Origin of the sequence: Bradyrhizobium sp. CCBAU 51627 (assembly GCF_028128765.1) — a bacterium.
Classification (GTDB): domain Bacteria; phylum Pseudomonadota; class Alphaproteobacteria; order Rhizobiales; family Xanthobacteraceae; genus Bradyrhizobium.
Genome location: NZ_LBJG01000023.1, coordinates 217,099 through 234,001 on the forward strand (window position 1 = coordinate 217,099; position 16,903 = coordinate 234,001).

Annotated in this window: 17 protein-coding genes; 15 read left to right on the top strand and 2 right to left on the bottom strand. The window is 63.8% G+C overall.

Features of this window, described 5'->3' with window-relative positions:
• Positions 1-292 precede the first annotated feature (292 nt).
• From XH88_RS12890 to XH88_RS12910, 5 genes are all read left to right on the top strand, one after another.
• Complete coding sequence (locus tag XH88_RS12890; RefSeq protein WP_271668667.1) at positions 293-1,750, top strand: coniferyl aldehyde dehydrogenase; 1,458 nt, start codon at positions 293-295, stop codon at positions 1,748-1,750.
• Positions 1,751-1,854: 104 nt separating this feature from the next.
• Positions 1,855-3,444, top strand: a complete 1,590-nt coding sequence (locus XH88_RS12895; protein WP_271668668.1) for a GMC family oxidoreductase — start codon at positions 1,855-1,857, stop codon at positions 3,442-3,444.
• 197 nt (positions 3,445-3,641) lie between these two features.
• A complete protein-coding gene (locus tag XH88_RS12900; protein WP_271668669.1) occupies positions 3,642-4,154 on the top strand; it encodes a CvpA family protein in 513 nt (170 codons plus the stop codon).
• Between the two features lie 131 nt (positions 4,155-4,285).
• The gene (locus XH88_RS12905) at positions 4,286-5,068 is read left to right on the top strand and encodes an SDR family oxidoreductase (RefSeq protein ID WP_271668670.1); all 783 of its coding nucleotides are present in this window, start codon (positions 4,286-4,288) and stop codon (positions 5,066-5,068) included.
• Positions 5,065-6,054: an NADPH:quinone reductase gene (locus tag XH88_RS12910; RefSeq protein WP_333909249.1), complete on the top strand. Its 990-nt coding sequence runs from the start codon at positions 5,065-5,067 to the stop codon at positions 6,052-6,054. The genes XH88_RS12905 and XH88_RS12910 overlap by 4 nt, the downstream gene beginning before the upstream one ends.
• Before the next feature lie 3 nt (positions 6,055-6,057).
• On the opposite strand, the gene XH88_RS12915 is transcribed toward XH88_RS12910, so the two are convergent.
• On the bottom strand, positions 6,058-6,489 hold the full coding sequence (locus tag XH88_RS12915; RefSeq protein WP_271668672.1) for a DUF3775 domain-containing protein: 432 nt from the start codon (positions 6,487-6,489) through the stop codon (positions 6,058-6,060).
• Positions 6,490-6,624: 135 nt separating this feature from the next.
• Here XH88_RS12915 and XH88_RS12920 point away from each other — a divergent pair, with 135 nt between their 5' ends.
• From XH88_RS12920 to XH88_RS12945, 6 genes are all read left to right on the top strand, one after another.
• Positions 6,625-7,476, top strand: a complete 852-nt coding sequence (locus XH88_RS12920) for an MBL fold metallo-hydrolase (protein WP_271668673.1) — start codon at positions 6,625-6,627, stop codon at positions 7,474-7,476.
• Positions 7,477-7,674: 198 nt separating this feature from the next.
• Positions 7,675-8,517: a fumarylacetoacetate hydrolase family protein gene (locus tag XH88_RS12925; protein WP_271668674.1), complete on the top strand. Its 843-nt coding sequence runs from the start codon at positions 7,675-7,677 to the stop codon at positions 8,515-8,517.
• Positions 8,518-8,657: 140 nt separating this feature from the next.
• A complete protein-coding gene (locus XH88_RS12930; RefSeq protein WP_271668675.1) occupies positions 8,658-9,269 on the top strand; it encodes a glutathione S-transferase family protein in 612 nt (203 codons plus the stop codon).
• Between the two features lie 15 nt (positions 9,270-9,284).
• Complete coding sequence (locus tag XH88_RS12935) at positions 9,285-10,154, top strand: MBL fold metallo-hydrolase (RefSeq protein WP_271668676.1); 870 nt, start codon at positions 9,285-9,287, stop codon at positions 10,152-10,154.
• 70 nt (positions 10,155-10,224) lie between these two features.
• Complete coding sequence (locus XH88_RS12940; RefSeq protein ID WP_271668677.1) at positions 10,225-11,373, top strand: alpha/beta fold hydrolase; 1,149 nt, start codon at positions 10,225-10,227, stop codon at positions 11,371-11,373.
• Positions 11,374-11,483: 110 nt separating this feature from the next.
• On the top strand, positions 11,484-11,861 hold the full coding sequence (locus XH88_RS12945) for a hypothetical protein (protein WP_271668678.1): 378 nt from the start codon (positions 11,484-11,486) through the stop codon (positions 11,859-11,861).
• Positions 11,862-12,020: 159 nt separating this feature from the next.
• On the opposite strand, the gene XH88_RS12950 is transcribed toward XH88_RS12945, so the two are convergent.
• Positions 12,021-12,743 (bottom strand): hypothetical protein, encoded by a 723-nt coding sequence (locus XH88_RS12950; protein WP_271668679.1) that lies wholly within the window; start codon positions 12,741-12,743, stop codon positions 12,021-12,023.
• Positions 12,744-12,926: 183 nt separating this feature from the next.
• Here XH88_RS12950 and mbfA point away from each other — a divergent pair, with 183 nt between their 5' ends.
• From mbfA to XH88_RS12970, 4 genes are all read left to right on the top strand, one after another.
• Complete coding sequence (gene mbfA, locus XH88_RS12955) at positions 12,927-13,898, top strand: iron exporter MbfA (protein ID WP_271668680.1); 972 nt, start codon at positions 12,927-12,929, stop codon at positions 13,896-13,898.
• A gap of 9 nt (positions 13,899-13,907) precedes the next feature.
• Positions 13,908-14,765 carry a hypothetical protein gene (locus XH88_RS12960; protein ID WP_271668681.1) on the top strand — a complete coding sequence of 286 codons (858 nt, stop codon included), beginning with the start codon at positions 13,908-13,910 and terminating at the stop codon, positions 14,763-14,765.
• 30 nt (positions 14,766-14,795) lie between these two features.
• Positions 14,796-15,326 carry a cytochrome b gene (locus XH88_RS12965; protein ID WP_271668682.1) on the top strand — a complete coding sequence of 177 codons (531 nt, stop codon included), beginning with the start codon at positions 14,796-14,798 and terminating at the stop codon, positions 15,324-15,326.
• Positions 15,327-15,417: 91 nt separating this feature from the next.
• A complete protein-coding gene (locus tag XH88_RS12970; RefSeq protein ID WP_271668683.1) occupies positions 15,418-16,890 on the top strand; it encodes an amidase in 1,473 nt (490 codons plus the stop codon).
• The last annotated feature ends 13 nt before the right edge of the window (positions 16,891-16,903 follow it).

A 16,903-nucleotide genomic window follows, 5' to 3' on the forward strand; every position in this document is an offset into this window, starting at 1 on the left:
CTTCGTAAAAATGCCGGGGACGGTGGATTGAGGGCCGACGCTCTCGCGTGGCTTGCTTCTCCCGTCCCGAAGGCTTCCCTGGAAGGCAACCCCGGACCAAGGCCCGTCGGGTGCGGGGGGTATGTATCAAGGCGGGCTGGCTTTGGAAAGGGCCGCGGGGACGTTTTTTTCGACTTTATGACAGGAGCAGGCGCAGATTCCGGCCGGTTTGCCCGGCACTTGCCAGAAGTTCCACAAACCGCCAGCTTGCGGCAACAAAACAGCGGCGAAACGCCGGATGGGGAGGACCGCCATGGAAAATTCCTTGGACAACACTTTGGGCCGTCCCCAGGCGAGCGCGGCCCTGGCCACACTCACCGACAACTTCCAGGCAATGGTCGCGCGCTCGCGAGCCGAGCCGGCACCGGATTGCGCCGCGCGGCTCGACCGACTGGCGCGGCTGCGCGCCGTCGTCGCCGACAACGAGGACCGTTTCCGGCAGGCGATCTCGGCCGATTTCGGCCACCGTTCGGCGGTGGAGACCACCATCGCCGAGGCGATGATGGTGTTCTCCGAGATCCGGCACGCCACAAGACACCTGAAGAGCTGGATGGCGCCGCAGCGCGTGGCGACGGCGCTGCAATTCCTCCCGGCGCGCAACCGGCTGATCCCGCAGCCGCTCGGCGTCGTCGGTATCATCGCGCCCTGGAATTATCCGCTGCAGCTGACGCTCGCGCCGGCGATCGGCGCGATCGGCGCCGGCAACCGCGTCATCGTCAAGCCGAGCGAGCTCGTGCCGCACTTTTCCGCGCTGCTCAAGGAGACCGTCGCCAAGAGGTTCGATGCGGCGGAGCTGCTCGTCACCGGGGTCGAGGACGAGGTCGCAAAGGGTTTTGCCCATCTGCCGTTCGACCACCTCGTCTTCACCGGCTCGACCCGGGTCGGGCGGCTGGTCGCGGAGGCGGCGGGGCGCAATCTCACGCCTGTCACGCTCGAGCTCGGCGGCAAGTCGCCCGCGATCATCGATGCGTCTGCCGATCTCGACGAGGCGGCCGAGCGCATCGCCTATGGCAAGCTGCTCAATGCCGGGCAGACCTGCATCGCACCGGACTACGTGCTGGTGCCCGAGCGATCGCTGCAGGCCTTCGCCGAGAAAGTGCGTGCACAGATGCGGCGCATGTTCGGCACCGATCCCGCCAACAAGGACTATACCTCGATCATCTCCGACCGGCACTATGCGCGGCTTGAGGGCCTGGTCGCCGATGCCGCCCGGCGCGGCGCCAAGATCCTGCAACCGGCCAAGACCGATGATCCCAACTGGAAGGCGCACCGCAAATTCCCGCCGACGCTGATCGTCGGCGCCACTGAAGACATGGCGGTGATGCAGGAGGAGATTTTTGGCCCCGTGCTGCCGGTGCTGGCCATTCGCGAGCCCGCGGACGCGATCGCCTTCATCAACCGCCGTGACCGGCCGCTGGCGCTGTACTGGTTCGGCAGGGATAGCGACGCGCGCGACGAGGTGCTGGCGCGCACCGTCTCAGGCGGCGTCACCATCAACGACTGCCTGTTTCACTTCGCGCAAATCAACCAGCCGATGGGCGGTGTCGGCGCTTCCGGCACCGGCGCCTATCACGGCGAGTGGGGATTTCGCAGGTTCAGCAAGCTGAAGCCGGTGTTTTATCGCTCCAAGTTCAATCGCCTCGCCGACCTCTACCCGCCCTATGGCGGCAAGATCGCGCGGCTGGAGAAGATGATGCGGTTCATGTCGTAGGGATACCGTCATTGCGAGCGGCAGCGAAGCAATCCAGACCGTCTCCGCGGTGGGATTCGCAATGACGAAAACAATGAAGAACATTCGCAAGGGGGGAAACATCAGTGACGGATACATTCGATTTCGTCGTCGTGGGCGCGGGCTCCGGCGGGTGCGCGGTGGCGGGACGGCTGTCGGAGGACGCGGCGACGTCGGTGGCGCTGCTGGATGCCGGCGGCGCGAACGACAGTTGGCGGATCACGACGCCGTTCGGGCTCGCTTTGCCATACCAGGCGGCCAACTGGGCGTTCGATACCGTGCCGCAGAAAGGATTGAACGGCCGCATCGGCTATCAACCGCGCGGCAAGGGCCTCGGCGGCTCCTCGGCGATCAACGCCATGGTCTATATCCGCGGCCACAAATGGGACTACGACCACTGGGCCTCGCTCGGCAACCAGGGCTGGTCTTATGCGGACGTGCTGCCCTATTTCAAGCGCTCGGAGAACAATATCGATTTCAACGGCGAATATCACGGCAAGGGCGGTCCTCTGCACGTCAACAGGCTGCGCTCGGACAATCCGATCCATGAGATCTTCCATCAGGCCGCGCGAGAGGCGCAGTTCCGCATCCGCGACGACTTCAATGGCGAAGACCACGAAGGGCTCGGCAGCTATCAGGTGACGCAGCACAAGGGCGAGCGCTGGAGCGCGGCCCGCGCCTATCTGCAGCCCCACATGGGCAAGCGCGCGAACCTGCGCGTCGAGACCGGCGCGCATGCCACCAAGATCCTGTTCGAGGGCGGCCGTGCCGTCGGCGTCGAGTATGTGCAGGGCAGACAGACCAAGCAGCTGCGCGCGCGGCGCGAGGTGATCCTCGCTTCCGGCGCGTTCCAGTCACCGCAGCTCTTGATGCTGTCGGGCATCGGCGACGGGGAAGCGCTTGGTGCGCACGGCATTGATGTCGTGCATCATCTGCCGGGCGTCGGACGCAATCTGCAGGACCATCCGGATTTCGTGTTCGTCTACGCCTCCGACTATCCGCACTTCGTTCACTCATCGCTCAGCCGGCTGCCGTCGCTGCTCCGCGCCATCCAGCGCTATCGCCGCGAGCGGCGCGGCCTGATGACCACCAATTTCGCCGAATGTGGCGGCTTCCTGAAGACCCGGCCCGATCTCGATGTGCCTGACATCCAGCTGCATTTCGTCATCGCGATGCTCGACGACCACGGCCGCAAGAAGCACAAGGAGGCGGGCTTCTCGTGTCATGTCTGCCTGCTGAGACCGAAGAGCCGCGGCAGCGTGTGGCTGAAAAGCGCCGATCCGCTCGCCGCGCCGATGATCGATCCGAACTTCCTCGGTGAAGACGAGGATCTCGAATCGATGGTCGCGGGCTTCAAGACCACGCGGAGGCTGATGGAAACGCCGGCGCTGCGCGCATTGCAGAAGAAGGACATGTTCACATCCGATGTGCGAACGGACGACGACATCCGCGCCGTCCTGCGCAATCGCGTCGATACCGTCTATCACCCCGTCGGCACCTGCAAGATGGGCACGGACGCGATGGCCGTGGTGGATCCGAAGCTGAAGGTGCACGGCGTGGAGGCCTTGCGCGTCATCGACGCCTCGATCATGCCGACGCTGATCGGCGGCAACACCAATGCGCCTGCCATCATGATCGGGGAGAAGGCGGCGGATATGATCAAGGCGGAGATGTGAAGCTAGCGGCGCTGTCTTCAGATGGTCGTCCCGGCGAAGGCCGGGACGACCACCAAACGGAGATTTTCCTTACTGACGTCGAATAGTCATAAAGGGATGCAATCCTGAGCTGCAGAAGCCAGATATAGACGATTTTAGCGATCTGAAACCGGAACGATGGCTTCAACGTTCATTCGTTCCATTGGCAGGGTTCGCTCATGAACAGTTTTGATCTCGCAATCTACGCCGCGCTCGCCATTGCGGTCGGATTCGGTTTCAGGACCGGCCTGCTCGGCAGCGCCATGACCATTCTCGCTTATCTGCTCGCCGCTCCCATCGCTGTCGCCCTGATGCCGCTGATCGTGCCGCAAATTGCCGGCAACCCGAACGCGCCGTTGTTTCAAAACTGGATCTGGTTCTTCGCCATCTTCATCGTGGTCGGCATGCTGTTCGGCTATCTCGGCCGCCTCGCACTGAGCGATACGATCCGCGATGCCGGGATCGGCGACCGGCTCGGCGGCGCCGCGCTTGGCGCGATCAGGGTCGGGCTCGTCGCCACCACGTTGGTGCTGGTGTTCGACCAGATCGTGCCGGCCAACCACCAGCCCTCCTTCCTCGCCGGCTCGCGTCTGCGGCCGTTGTTCTCGGTGGTCGGACAGATGGGTTTCAAATCGCTGCCACCGGAGGCTGCCGACGCGATCGACCGCCTCAGGCAGGAGCGGCGCATCTGATCAGGCACATTTGCATCGCAGCTCGGACGCGCCATGCATTTTGACGCGGCCCCGTCCCTTATCAGGGCCGCCGATGTTGGCTACAGTGCGCCCCATCCAAAAACCTGCCTGCTATTTTCGGGAGTGAAACAGTGGATCTTGGGATCAAAGGTCGCCGCGCCATCGTCTGCGCATCCAGCAAGGGCCTGGGGCGCGCCTGCGCCATCGCGCTGGCCGAAGCCGGCGTTGACGTCACGCTGACCGCGCGGGGCGCCGAGGCCCTGAAGAAGACGGCCGACGAAATTCGCAAAGCCTATCCCGGCGTGAAGGTCACCGAGATCGTCGGCGACATCACGACGCCAGCCGGACGCGAGGCCGTGCTCAAAGCCTGCCCCGAGCCGGATATTCTCATCAACAACGCCGGTGGCCCGCCGCCCGGCGACTTCCGCAACTGGACCCGCGACGACTGGATCAAGGCGATCGACGCCAACATGCTGACGCCGATCGAGCTGATCAAGGCGACCGTCGACGGCATGATGGCGCGCAAGTTCGGCCGCATCGTCAACATCACCTCGGCCGCGGTGAAGGCGCCGATCGACATCCTCGGCCTCTCCAACGGCGCGCGCGCCGGCCTCACGGGTTTCATCGCCGGCCTGTCGCGCAAGACCGTGATCAACAACGTCACCATCAACGGCCTGCTGCCGGGCCCGTTCGAGACTGATCGTTTGCGCAGCACCGCGCAGGGGGAGGCCGATAAGCGCGGCGTCACGCCGGACCAGATTTTGGCCGAGCGCGCAAAACTCAACCCGGCCGGCCGCTTCGGCCAGCCCGACGAGTTCGGCTACGCCTGCGCCTTCCTCTGCGGCGCCAAGGCCGGCTTCATCACCGGGCAGAACATCCTGCTCGACGGCGGTGCCTTCCCGGGCACGCTGTGAGAGCGGTCTGGTACGAGCAAACAGGGCCGGCGGCGAACGTTCTCAGCTATGGTGAGATGGCGACGCCGGCCGCGGGCCCGGGCGAAGTGCGCATTCGCCTCGAAGCTTCCGGCGTCAACCCGGCCGATGTCGGCCGGCGCGGCGGAAGCTATCGCGCGATGGAGTTCTCGCGCGTCATTCCCAACAGCGACGGCGCAGGCTTTGTCGACCAGATCGGCGAGGGCGTGACGCGGTTCAAAATCGGCGATCGGGTCTGGCTGTTCAACGGACAACGCAACAGCCGCGCCTTCGGCACCGCGGCGGAATATATCGCGCTGGCCGAACAGCTGGTGACGCCACTGCCGGACAATCTCTCCTTTGCCGAAGGCGCAACGCTCGGCATTCCCGCGATGACGGCGTGGTGCGCGCTGTTTGCGGACGGGCCGATCGTCGGCAAGATCGTGCTCGTCACCGGCGGGGCCGGCGCGGTCGGCCATTATGCGGTGCAGCTCGCCAAATGGGGTGGCGCGCAGGTGATCGCGACGGTCAGCTCGATCATGAAAGGCGAACAGGCGCGGCAAGCGGGCGCCGATCTCGTCGTCAATTACAAGGACGAGGACGTCATTGCGAAAGCGATGGCCTTCACCGGCGGACGCGGCGTCGATCGCGTCATCGATGTCGATTTCGGCGGCAACATCGCGACGACGCTGAAGCTGATGGCCGTCAATTCCACCGTCGCGGTCTACGCCACCAACGGCAACCGCACGCCTGTTGTCCCCATGCGCGAGTTGATGGAGAAATGCATCACGTTGCGCACCCTCGTGCTGTTCGCGCTGCCGCCGACGCTGCTCGCGGCGGCACAGGCCGACATTTCGAAATGGCTGGCGGCCGGCCAGCGGATTCACAATGTTGCTGCGCAGTTCGCCTTGCCCGACACGGCGCAGGCACATCGCGCCGTCGAGAAGGGCGACAAGCTCGGCACCGTGATCGTCGACTGCGCGCGCTGACAGCTACGAGACGGGCGTGGTCCGCTCGTCGCTCCAGTCGATGCCGAGCTCATCCATGGCGTCGGCGAGCAGATCGCCCAGCATCGGCTCGCCCAGCAGGTATTGCACCGTCTCGCGCCGGGGCGCCTTGTATTCGCCGCGCGCCTCGACCGCGCGGGCGCGCAGATCGTCCCACTCGTCGACATCGCCGTCGCCGCGGCCGAGCCACATCAGCGTGACCAGGTCGACCTGCTCGTCCTCGTTCAGGGCCCTGATGAAGCCGGCGAGCTCGGCTGCGACCGGATCGGAATTGGAGTCCTCGAGCACATCGATCTCGTCGTCATCGGACGGGTTGGAGCCCGAATCCGGATCGGACCCGGATTCCTTGACGTCGAATTCGCGCGCCTTCTCGATGATGAAGGCCACCTTGTCGGCGGAAATCGCAAGCTCTGGCATGGGCTCCCCTGATCGTCGTTCGGGTTGGGTCCAGGTTCCATCGATAACGCAACATCGCGACCGATGATCCATTGCGCTTCATGGCGGAAAATGCGCATCTTTGGCCGCCAAATCAAGAAAATGGGGGCTCGCCCGATGCAGTGGAAGGTCGGCAAGGTCAAAATCACCAAGGTGGTCGAGCTGGAAACGGTCGGCTCGACCCGCTTCATCCTGCCTCTGGCCGGCAATGACGATATCCGGAAGCTGCCCTGGCTGATCCCGCATTTCGCCACTGAAGAAGGCCGGCTGAAAATGTCGATCCATTCGCTGGTGGTGGAGACACCCTCGCGCCGGATCGTGGTCGACACCGGCCTCGGCAACGACAAGCAGGGCCGCAACGTCCCGACCTGGAATAACCGCAATACGCCCTTTCTGGAGATGATGGCGGCCGCGGGCTTTCCGCCTGACAGCATCGACACCGTGCTGTGCACGCATCTTCACGTCGATCATGTCGGCTGGAATACGAAGCTGGTCGGCGGCAAATGGGTGCCGGCCTTCCCCAAGGCGCGCTACGTGTTCGGACGCACCGAATACGAGCATTGGCTCGACCATTCGACCGAGCCGGACAAGCAGGCGGTCTTTAACGATTCCGTGAAGCCGATCGTCGATGCCGAACGTGCCGACCTGATTCCGAGCGATCACCGGTTCTCGGACGAAATCAGCATGATCCCGACGCCGGGTCACAGCCCCGGTCATATGAGCATCCTGATCAGGTCGGACGGCGAACAGGGGCTCTTGACCGGCGACGTTGCTCATCACCCCTGCCAGATGGCGCATCTCGACTGGTCTTCGACCGCCGATTCCGACCAGATGCAGTCTGCTGTGACGCGGCGCGAGCTGTTCGGCCGGTTTGCCGATACGTCCACCCTGGTGATCGGCGGACACTTCTCGGCCGGGCATATCCGGCGAGAGGGCGATGCGTTCAGGTTTGTGGCGCTGCAATCGTAGCAAATCGCAAGGCGGGCAAAGCGCAGCGTGCCCATCATCGCGGGCGATCGAAACAAGGTGGTGGCCGCGACGCTCCGCGCCTTTGCCCACCCTACAAGGAAGGGCTGCATTGCAGGCCTTTTTCGGCGGTTGAATTTCCCGCCGCCCTGTTCCATGAAGCTAATCAACCGCTCAGTCCATCCCAAGGGAGAAACGAGAATGAAGCTTGTTCGTTACGGCGAAAAGGGTGCGGAGAAGCCCGGCCTGATCGACAAATCCGGCCAGCTGCGCGACCTGTCGGCGCACCTGAAGGACCTCACCGGCGAGGCCTATTCACCGGAATCCCTGAAGAAGCTCGCCGCGATCGATCCGGCCTCGCTGCCCGCCGTCTCCGGTAAGCCGCGCTTCGGCGCACCCGTGACCGGCATCTCGAAATTCGTCGCGATCGGCCTCAACTACAGCGACCATGCCAAGGAGACCGGCGCCGCGATTCCCACCGAGCCGATCATCTTCATGAAGGCCAACACCTCGCTGTCAGGCCCGAACGACAACGTCGAGAAGCCGCGCGGCTCGACCAAGCTCGACTGGGAGGTCGAGATCGCCGCGATCATCGGCACCCGCGCCAAGTACGTCTCGGAAGCCGATGCGCTCAACTACGTCGCCGGCTATTGCGTCTGCAACGACGTCTCCGAGCGCAACTTCCAGACCGAGCGCCTGGGCCAGTGGACCAAGGGCAAGTCGCACGACACGTTCGGCCCGCTCGGCCCCTGGCTCGCCACCAAGGACGAGATCAAGGACGTGCAGAACCTGTCGATGTGGCTCGACGTCAACGGCCAGCGCCGCCAGACCGGCTCGACCAAGACCATGATTTTCTCGATGGCCAAGTGCGTCTCCTATGTCTCGCAGTTCATGACCCTGCTGCCGGGCGACATCATCACCACGGGCACCCCGCCCGGCGTCGGCCTCGGCATGAAGCCACCGACCTTCCTCAGCGTCGGCGACGTCGTCACGCTGGGCATCGAAGGCCTTGGCGAGCAGCGCCAGGAGATCGTGGCGGCGTAAGGTCTCCGCCCTCTCTCCGTCATTGCGAGCGAAGCGAAGCAATCCAGAGATAGTCCTACGGAGGCAGTCTGGATTGTTTCGTCGCTTCGCTCCTCGCAATGACGAAAACCAACTGCCGGCTACCCCGTAGGACATTCCCCATGAAGCTTTCCTTCTCCGCCGCCTCGCCCTTCGCCCGCAAGGTGCGCATCGCCGCGATCGAACTCGGACTGATCGACAAGATCGAACTCACGCCGGCAACCGTTGCACCGGGCACGGTCAACGAGGATTATTCGAAGATCACGCCGCTCAAGAAGCTGCCGGTGCTGATCACAGATGACGGCGACGTGATCCTGGACTCCTACGTCATCGTCGAATATCTCAACGAAATCGCCGGCGGCAGCCTGATCCCGGCTTACGGTCCGGGGCGCTGGAAGGCCAAGACCAATCACTCACTGATCAACGGCATGCTCGATTCCATGCTGCTGTGCCGCTACGAGAAGATGGTGCGGCCGCAGGGCCTGCAATGGCAGGCCTGGTTGGACGATCACTGGAATCGAGCCTGGACCGGCATGGCGCGCTTCGAGAACATGCCCGAGGTGCTGAACGGCCCGTTCGACATTTCGCAGATCGGCCTCGTTTGCGTACTCGGCTATGCCGACTTTCGCTTCGCCGATTGCGGCTGGCGCAAGACCTATCCGAAACTCGACGCCTTCCATCAAAAGATGCTGGAACGGCCCTCCGTGAAGATCTCGGTGCCGCCGGCGGCGTAAGCCCGGGGAGTCCTCATGAGCCTGAAATATTCGGTCGGCGATCTCACAATTCATCGCGTCATCGAGCAGGAGACGTCGTTCATCCCGGCGTTGGAGATGCTGCCGGGACTGACGCCCGAGGTGCTGGCGGAGAACCGGTCCTGGATGCGGCAGGCACGTGCGCTGGACGAGCAGGACGTGCTGCTGCTGTGCTTCCAGTCCTATGTGGTGAAGACGCCGCATCACACCATTCTGGTCGACAGCTGCATCGGCAACGACAAGCCGCGGCCGCAGCGGCCGAAATGGAACGTGAAGACCGACGACACCTATTTGCGCGGACTGAACGCCGCCGGATTCTCCGTCGACGACATCGATTTCGTCATGTGCACGCATCTGCACGTCGATCACGTCGGCTGGAACACGCGGCTGGAAAACGGCCGTTGGGTGCCGACCTTCCCCAACGCGCGCTACGTCTTCGCCAGGCAGGAATACGACCACTGGTTCGAGCAGAATGCGAAGGCGGAGATTCCGCCCTTCGCCGACAGCGTATTGCCGGTGGTCGAGGCTGACAGGCACGAGCTCGTCGGCAACGACCACCAGATCGGCGACCACGTCCGCATCGTGCCGACACCGGGCCATACGCCCGGCCACGTCGCTATTGCGATGGGACGCGGCAAGGACGATGCCGTGTTCTCCGGCGATCTCATGCATTCGCCGCTGCAGACGCATTATCCGGAGCTGTCGATCAAGTTCGACGTCGATCCGGCCGCAGCTGCGAAAACGCGCCGCGGCTTCCTCGAACGCTATTGCGACACCGGGACGCTGTGTTGCACCGCGCATTTCCCCTCGCCGTCGGTGGGGAAGATCAAGCGCAGGGGCAATGCATTCGTGTGCGCGGCGGTGTGATTTAGTGTTGCTGTTGCCGCGAACTCCCATCCTCCCCTGGAGGGTAGGAAGCGGCCTCACGGAGAAGGCAATGACATCACTCCCCGACATCCCGCTCCCCGCCGGCATCCGCTCGCGTTATGTCGACGGCATCAACGGCTTGCGCATGCATGTGCTCGAGGCCGGCTTCGAGACCAAGGGGCGTCCCTGCATCCTGCTGCTGCACGGCTTTCCCGAGCTCGCCTTCTCCTGGCGCAAGGTGATGCCGACACTGGCCGCAGCCGGCTATCACGTGCTCGCGCCGGACCAGCGCGGCTATGGCCGCACCACCGGATGGACCGCCGACTACGACGGCGACCTCACGCCGTTCTCGCTTCCGAACCTCGTGCGCGATGCGCTCGCGCTGGTCTCGGCGTTCGGGTACAGGCAGGTCGACCTGGCGGGTCATGATTTCGGCAGCCCGGTCGCGGCCTGGTGTGCGCTGATCAGACCGGACGTGTTTCGCTCGGTGACGCTGATGAGCGCGCCGTTCGGCGGCGCGCCGGCGTTGCCCTTCAACACGATCGATAACCCGGCACAGCCTGCGGCTGAAGATCCGGTTCATCGCGAACTCGCCGCGCTGCCGCGTCCACGCGTCCACTATCAATGGTACTATTCGACACGCACAGCCAACGCCGACATGCAGCACGCGCCGCAGGGCGTGCATGATTTCCTGCGCGCCTACTACCATCACAAGAGCGCAGACTGGACCGACAACAAGCCTTATCCGCTGAAATCGTGGTCGGCGAGCGAGCTTGCAAAGCTGCCGACCTATTACGTGATGGATCTCGGCGAGACCATGGCCGAGACGGTCGCGAAAGAGATGCCCTCGCGCGCCGCAATCGCCGCCAACACATGGCTGCCGGACGGCGATCTCGCCTATTACAGCGCCGAATATGGCCGCACTGGATTCCAGGGCGGGCTGCAATGGTATCGCTACGTCACGTCGGGCGTGCTCAACAGCGAGATGCAGCTGTTCTCGGGGCGCAGCATCGACGTGCCCTCGTGCTTCATCTCGGGCAGGCAGGATTGGGGCACGTATCAGAGGCCCGGCGTGTTCGAGGCGATGCAGGGGCGCGGCTGCACGAAGATGCTCGGCTGCCATCTCATCGACGGCGCCGGCCATTGGGTGCAGCAGGAGCAGCCCGCCGAAGTCAGTCGGCTGCTGCTGGCCTTCCTCCGCGGCGCCGCAGCGGCCTGAAACGGCGCCTCCGTCTCGTCACGAGGCATTAATCCGCGGTTCAGGGAACATTCGGCAATGTCTGACGTTGCTGGATACCGGAAATGCGTCCGGCGACCATGGAGATGAAAATGGACAAGAAGATCGCCGGACTATTGGGCGCGGTGGCTGCGCTCGGAACGCTTGGCGCGGTCGAAGCCGCACCGGCGCCGACGGACGTTCTGCAGGCGAATTCATATGCCGACCTGCTGGAGCCGATTGCGAATGCCAGCGCCCTGCTGCAAGCCATCGATGAAGCGGCCCCGCCGAAAGCGGACAAGAATGTTCAGGTCGCGCAATTCTACTATCACCATCACCACCACCATCATCACCATCACAGCTTCTATCGGCGCTATCGCTATTATGACGACGCGCCGGTCGTGGTGGTGCCGCGGTATCGGCGGTATTACCACCACCATCACCATCATCATCACCACCATCACAGCTTCTATCGCCGCGATTATTATTGATATCGCTGGCACCATGAATGAGATGAACAGGACCTTCGGGTCCTGTTTGCTTTTGCCGATGTCACCGTCGGGATGGGTGGATAGAAGCCTCCACCGCCAGCACCTCACGCGGCCGGCGCGGCGTAGAGGAGACGGCAGGTCCGAGAGCGGTCGCCGGTCCTATTCGTTGCGGGCCTTCTCCTTGGCCGCGCGATGGAGATGGCGGTAAGTGCCGTCGAACACCGTATCGGATGACGAGGTCCATTCGGTGCCGGCCGCCAGTTTGGGACGACTGTTGTAGATCCGGCGAGCCTGGAGCTCGCGCTCCGCCGCTTCCTCCTCCTCCATGGGCTCGAGCTCGAAGTTCGCCTCCTCGGGAATAACGATGATTTGAGCGAAGGGCTCGTTAGGTCGGAAGATGTGGGTTCGGCCTTCGGCCGGCGCCTTGAAGACGCAAAAGAACATCATCGGCCACCAGTTGCGGATCAGCGCAGGGACCGCGATCGGCACGGTGTCGGTCCGGTCGGCATAGAAGCGCGGATGCGGCTCGGTCCGAATCGCCATGCCCTTCTCGACCTTGAGGTCGAGCAGGATCTGGTAGGTGTAGAATGCGTCGCCGAACTTGCGGAACGGTGGCCATTCCGCACCACCTTCCGGCGGCTCGCCCCAGTCGGCCTCGAGGACCAGGCGGCCGTCCCTGGTCGTGACACGAAGCTCGAAGTCATAAGGATAGAACAGCTCGATGCCGTATTGCGCCCCCTCGCTAAAGGGCACGCAATGCCAGACCTGCTCACGCGAACCGTTCGCACGCGGCTCGCGCGTGCCGGCCCATCCCGGGATTTCCAGCTTGGTGCGGCGGGGCGCCAGCCGCGGATCGTTGAGACGAAACTTGACCTTGGCCATTATTCACCCGTCCATTCACACAATAGAATTCGAACCTGTACGTCTTGGCAGGCTGCCATCTCTCAAGCGCCATTGTGGCGGCACGTGGATTGCCAGGATTCGCGCGGCCCGCGTGAATTGACCCTGAACGAATTGCAGCCTATATCAGTTTAGAACCATTCTAAACTGCTAACAGGCCAATTCGTGAAGAACTTTGCCGATTTGACCGAGCGCGAGGTGCTCGCGGTCGCGATCTCCTCCGAGGAGGAGGATAGCCGCATCTATATGACCTTCGCCGAGGATCTGAAGGAACGCTATCCGGACTCGGCCAAGCTGTTCGAGCAGATGGCTGAGGAAGAGCGCGGCCATCGTCACATGTTGTTGGAAATGTACGAGCAGCGCTTCGGCCAGCATTTGCCGCCGATCCGCCGCGAGGACGTCAAAGGATTCCTCAAGCGCCGACCAATCTGGCTCACCAAGAATCTACCGCTCGACACCATCCGGAGGGAAGTCGAGACCATGGAGCTCGAGGCCGGGCGCTTCTATGCGAAGGCCGCCGAGCAGGCCGAGGACGTCAATGTCCGCAGGCTGCTGGGCGACCTCGCCGAAGCGGAAAAGAGCCACGAGAACACCGCAGCAAGACTGACCGACGAGATCTTGAAGCCCGACGTGCGCGCCGAGGAAGATCGCACGCGCAGGCGGATGTTCGTGTTGCAATATGTGCAGCCGGGCCTCGCCGGCCTAATGGACGGCTCGGTCTCGACCCTGGCGCCGCTGTTCGCCGCCGCCTTTGCCACCCATCATAACTGGCAGACCTTCCTGGTCGGCCTTGCCGCCTCGATCGGCGCCGGCATCAGCATGGGATTTGCGGAAGCGCTGTCCGACGACGGCTCGCTGACGGGGCGCGGCTCGCCATGGCTGCGCGGCGTCACCTGCGGCGCGATGACGACGCTCGGCGGGCTCGGCCACACCGCGCCCTATCTCGTGCCTGACGGTTGGGCCAATGCGTTCTGGATCGCGACGGCGATCGCCTGCGTCGTCGTGTTCTTCGAATTGTGGGCGATCGCCTTCATCCGTTCGCGATACATGGACACGCCCTTCCTCCAGGCGGTGTTCCAGATCGTGCTCGGCGGCGCGATCGTGCTCGCAGTGGGCATATTGATCGGGGCAGCGTAGGCGAGGCGAATGAAGGGATATCGTTCACTCACTGAAGCAGGCCTTGCCGTCGCATTGACCCTCCCAGCCTTGGGCGGAGCCGCGCACGCGACCGATGAGATTCAAGTCTACAACGCCGCGATCGCGGAAGTGGGCCAGTTCACGATCCAGCAGCATCTGAACTACATCGCACTCGGTCAGAAGAATCCGCCTTTTCCCGGCGGGCTCGCCTCAAATCACAGCCTCAACGGCACCCCGGAATTCGCCTACGGCGTGACCGACTGGTGGGAGGTCGGGCTGTACCTGCCGTTCTCGGTCCAGGACGAGCGCTTCTATTCGGACGCCTTCAAGCTGCGAACACTGTTCGTATCGCCGCATGCCGAACAGCGCAATTTCTTCTACGGCGTGAACTTCGAGTTCGCCAACGAAACACCGCCATTCTCCCGGTCCCGCTTCTCGATGGAGATTCGCCCCATCATCGGGGTGCGAAACAGCGACTACGAGTTCATCGTCAATCCGATTGTCGACATCCATTTCGGCAAGTTCGCCGAACAGCATTTCACGCCGGCCGCGCGCATCGCACGCAAATTCGGGGACGACCTGTTCGCAGGGTTCGAGTACTACAGCGACCTCGGCCAGATCGGAAATTTCGACAAGCTTGCGGACCAGCAGCACACGCTGTTTGCGGTCACCGACTTCAAGGCCGGCGAATTCGACGTGAACTTTGGCGTCGGCTACGGGTTGACGCCAGGGTCCGACCGCCTCGTGGTCAAGACCATCATCGGCTATGCCTTTCCGGTGCCGGGCCAGAAACCGGACGGTGGTGATCGCGTGAGGGGACCAGTCAATCCGTTCACCCATGCTGCCGTGCGCGGCTTCCAGCCCTGACCGGCGCGACCACTCAACGCCAGGATCCTCATGACCACCCGCCTTCAATACGGCACGCCCGCCAAGATCTTCCACTGGCTCATCGTCGCCCTGCTGGCCGTGCAATACCCGATCGGCTGGTTGATGCCGGATATCCATCGGGGCATGAGACCGGGCGCCGGCATGACCTTTCACATGTCGATTGGCCTGACGATCCTGCTGCTGACGGCGCTCCGGTTCGCCTGGCGCCTCACCCATCCCGTCGCGCCCGAAAGCTCCCTGCCCGCCTGGCAGCGCTTGTCTTCGGAGGCCGTCCACTGGCTGCTCTATGTGCTGGTCCTGGCGACGACGATCTCGGGCTGGCTGTTTGCGTCCTTCCGCGGCTGGTCCGTCTCGTTCTTCTATCTCGTGCCGCTGCCGATGCTCGCGTCCGACAACGCAGCTGCCGGCAAGGCCATCGACGGCCTCCACCAGGCGATGGAATGGGCGCTGCTCGTCACCATCGGCATTCACATCGCAGCGGCGCTCGCACATATCTTCATCTATCACGACCGGGTGATGCAGCGGATGCTGCGCGGGTAGCATTCCGGACGGAGCAACCGCGATCAAACGGCGGTTGCGGCATCGGCTGAAACTGCGCATCATCGCAACCAGCGAAGCGCAGGAGCATGTCGTGGCCAAATCGGAATGGAGTTTCAAGAGCGCGGTCGAACTGTCGGCCGCATTGACGGCGAAGAAGGTCTCCGCCGTCGAGCTCACGCAGGACGCGATCGACCGCATCGAACGTCACGACGGCAAGATCAACGCGATCTGCGTCCGGGATTTCGATCGCGCGCTGAACGCCGCGCGCGAGGCGGATGCGGCGCTGGCCCGCGGCGAACGAAAGCCGCTGCTGGGCCTGCCGATGACGGTGAAGGAATCCTACAACATCGCCGGCCTGCCCACGACCTGGGGCAATCCGGCCCATAAGGACTTCATTGCCAGGGAAGACGCCCTGCCGGTGACGCGCGTGATGGACGCCGGCACCATCGTGCTCGGCAAGACCAACGTGCCGCTCGGGCTCGCCGACTGGCAGAGCTATAACGACATCTACGGCACCACCAACAATCCCTACGATCTCGGCCGCACGCCGGGTGGCTCCTCCGGCGGTTCCTCGGCGGCGCTGGCGGTAGGTTATGGCCCGCTCTCACTCGGCTCGGATATCGGCGGCTCGCTGCGCGTGCCGGCGTTTCATTGCGGCGTCTACGCCCACAAACCGACCTTCGATCTGTTGCCGTCTCGTGGCCATACGCCGCCGCCGGCGCCGTCGTTACCCTATGAGCGCGATCTCGCCGTGATCGGCCCGATGGCGCGGAGCGCCGGCGACCTGTCCCTGCTGCTCGATGTCATGGCCGGGCCCGACCCGCTCGACAACGGCACGGCTTACAGGCTCCAGCTGCCCGCCGCGCGTCACGGCTCGCTGAAAGACTTTCGCGTTCTCGTGGTCGATACCGATCCGGTGCTGCCGACCGATACCGCAGTGCGAACAAGCATCAACACGCTCGCCGACAATCTCGCCAAAGCCGGCGTCAAGATCGAGCGCAGCAGCCCGCTGCTGCCGGATTTCGCTGCGTCCTCGCGCCTCTATATGCGGATGCTGCTGTCGTTCCTCGGCGCCAGCTTCACGCCCGAATTCTACGCAGGCGCCGTGGCAGCCGCGGCCGCACTGCCGGCCGGCAACGACAGCCTTCAGGCCGAACGCCTGCGCGGCATCGCGCTTAGCCACCGCGACTGGGTGATCGCGAGCGCCGGCCGGACGCGGCTGCGTGCACAATGGCGCGAGCTGTTCAAATTCTTCGATGCCGTGATCTGTCCGATCATGCCGACGCCCGCCTACCCTCACGTTCACTCGGAAGACCAGGAGCAGCGCCGCATCCTCATCGACGGCAAGGAGCACGTCTACACCGACCAGCTCGCCTGGCCCGGCATCGCCACGCTCCCCGGCCTGCCCTCGACCGCGATCCCATCAGGCTTTGCGCCGGATGGATTGCCGGTCGGCGTGCAGATCGTCGGCCCGTGGCTTGAGGACCGCACCCCCTTGAGGCTGGCCGAATTGATCGAACGCGAGTTCGGCGGCTTCGTGCCGCCGAAGATGTTCGACGATTGAAGGCCTCATCCCA

Coding starts and splice junctions, on each gene's coding strand:
- XH88_RS12890 (WP_271668667.1), top strand. CDS start 293: ATGGAAAATTCCTTGGACAACACTTTGGGCCGTCCCCAGGCGAGCGCG.
- XH88_RS12900 (WP_271668669.1), top strand. CDS start 3,642: ATGAACAGTTTTGATCTCGCAATCTACGCCGCGCTCGCCATTGCGGTC.
- XH88_RS12915 (WP_271668672.1), bottom strand. CDS start 6,489: ATGCCAGAGCTTGCGATTTCCGCCGACAAGGTGGCCTTCATCATCGAG.
- XH88_RS12920 (WP_271668673.1), top strand. CDS start 6,625: ATGCAGTGGAAGGTCGGCAAGGTCAAAATCACCAAGGTGGTCGAGCTG.
- XH88_RS12925 (WP_271668674.1), top strand. CDS start 7,675: ATGAAGCTTGTTCGTTACGGCGAAAAGGGTGCGGAGAAGCCCGGCCTG.
- XH88_RS12930 (WP_271668675.1), top strand. CDS start 8,658: ATGAAGCTTTCCTTCTCCGCCGCCTCGCCCTTCGCCCGCAAGGTGCGC.
- XH88_RS12935 (WP_271668676.1), top strand. CDS start 9,285: ATGAGCCTGAAATATTCGGTCGGCGATCTCACAATTCATCGCGTCATC.
- XH88_RS12940 (WP_271668677.1), top strand. CDS start 10,225: ATGACATCACTCCCCGACATCCCGCTCCCCGCCGGCATCCGCTCGCGT.
- XH88_RS12945 (WP_271668678.1), top strand. CDS start 11,484: ATGGACAAGAAGATCGCCGGACTATTGGGCGCGGTGGCTGCGCTCGGA.
- XH88_RS12950 (WP_271668679.1), bottom strand. CDS start 12,743: ATGGCCAAGGTCAAGTTTCGTCTCAACGATCCGCGGCTGGCGCCCCGC.
- XH88_RS12960 (WP_271668681.1), top strand. CDS start 13,908: ATGAAGGGATATCGTTCACTCACTGAAGCAGGCCTTGCCGTCGCATTG.
- XH88_RS12965 (WP_271668682.1), top strand. CDS start 14,796: ATGACCACCCGCCTTCAATACGGCACGCCCGCCAAGATCTTCCACTGG.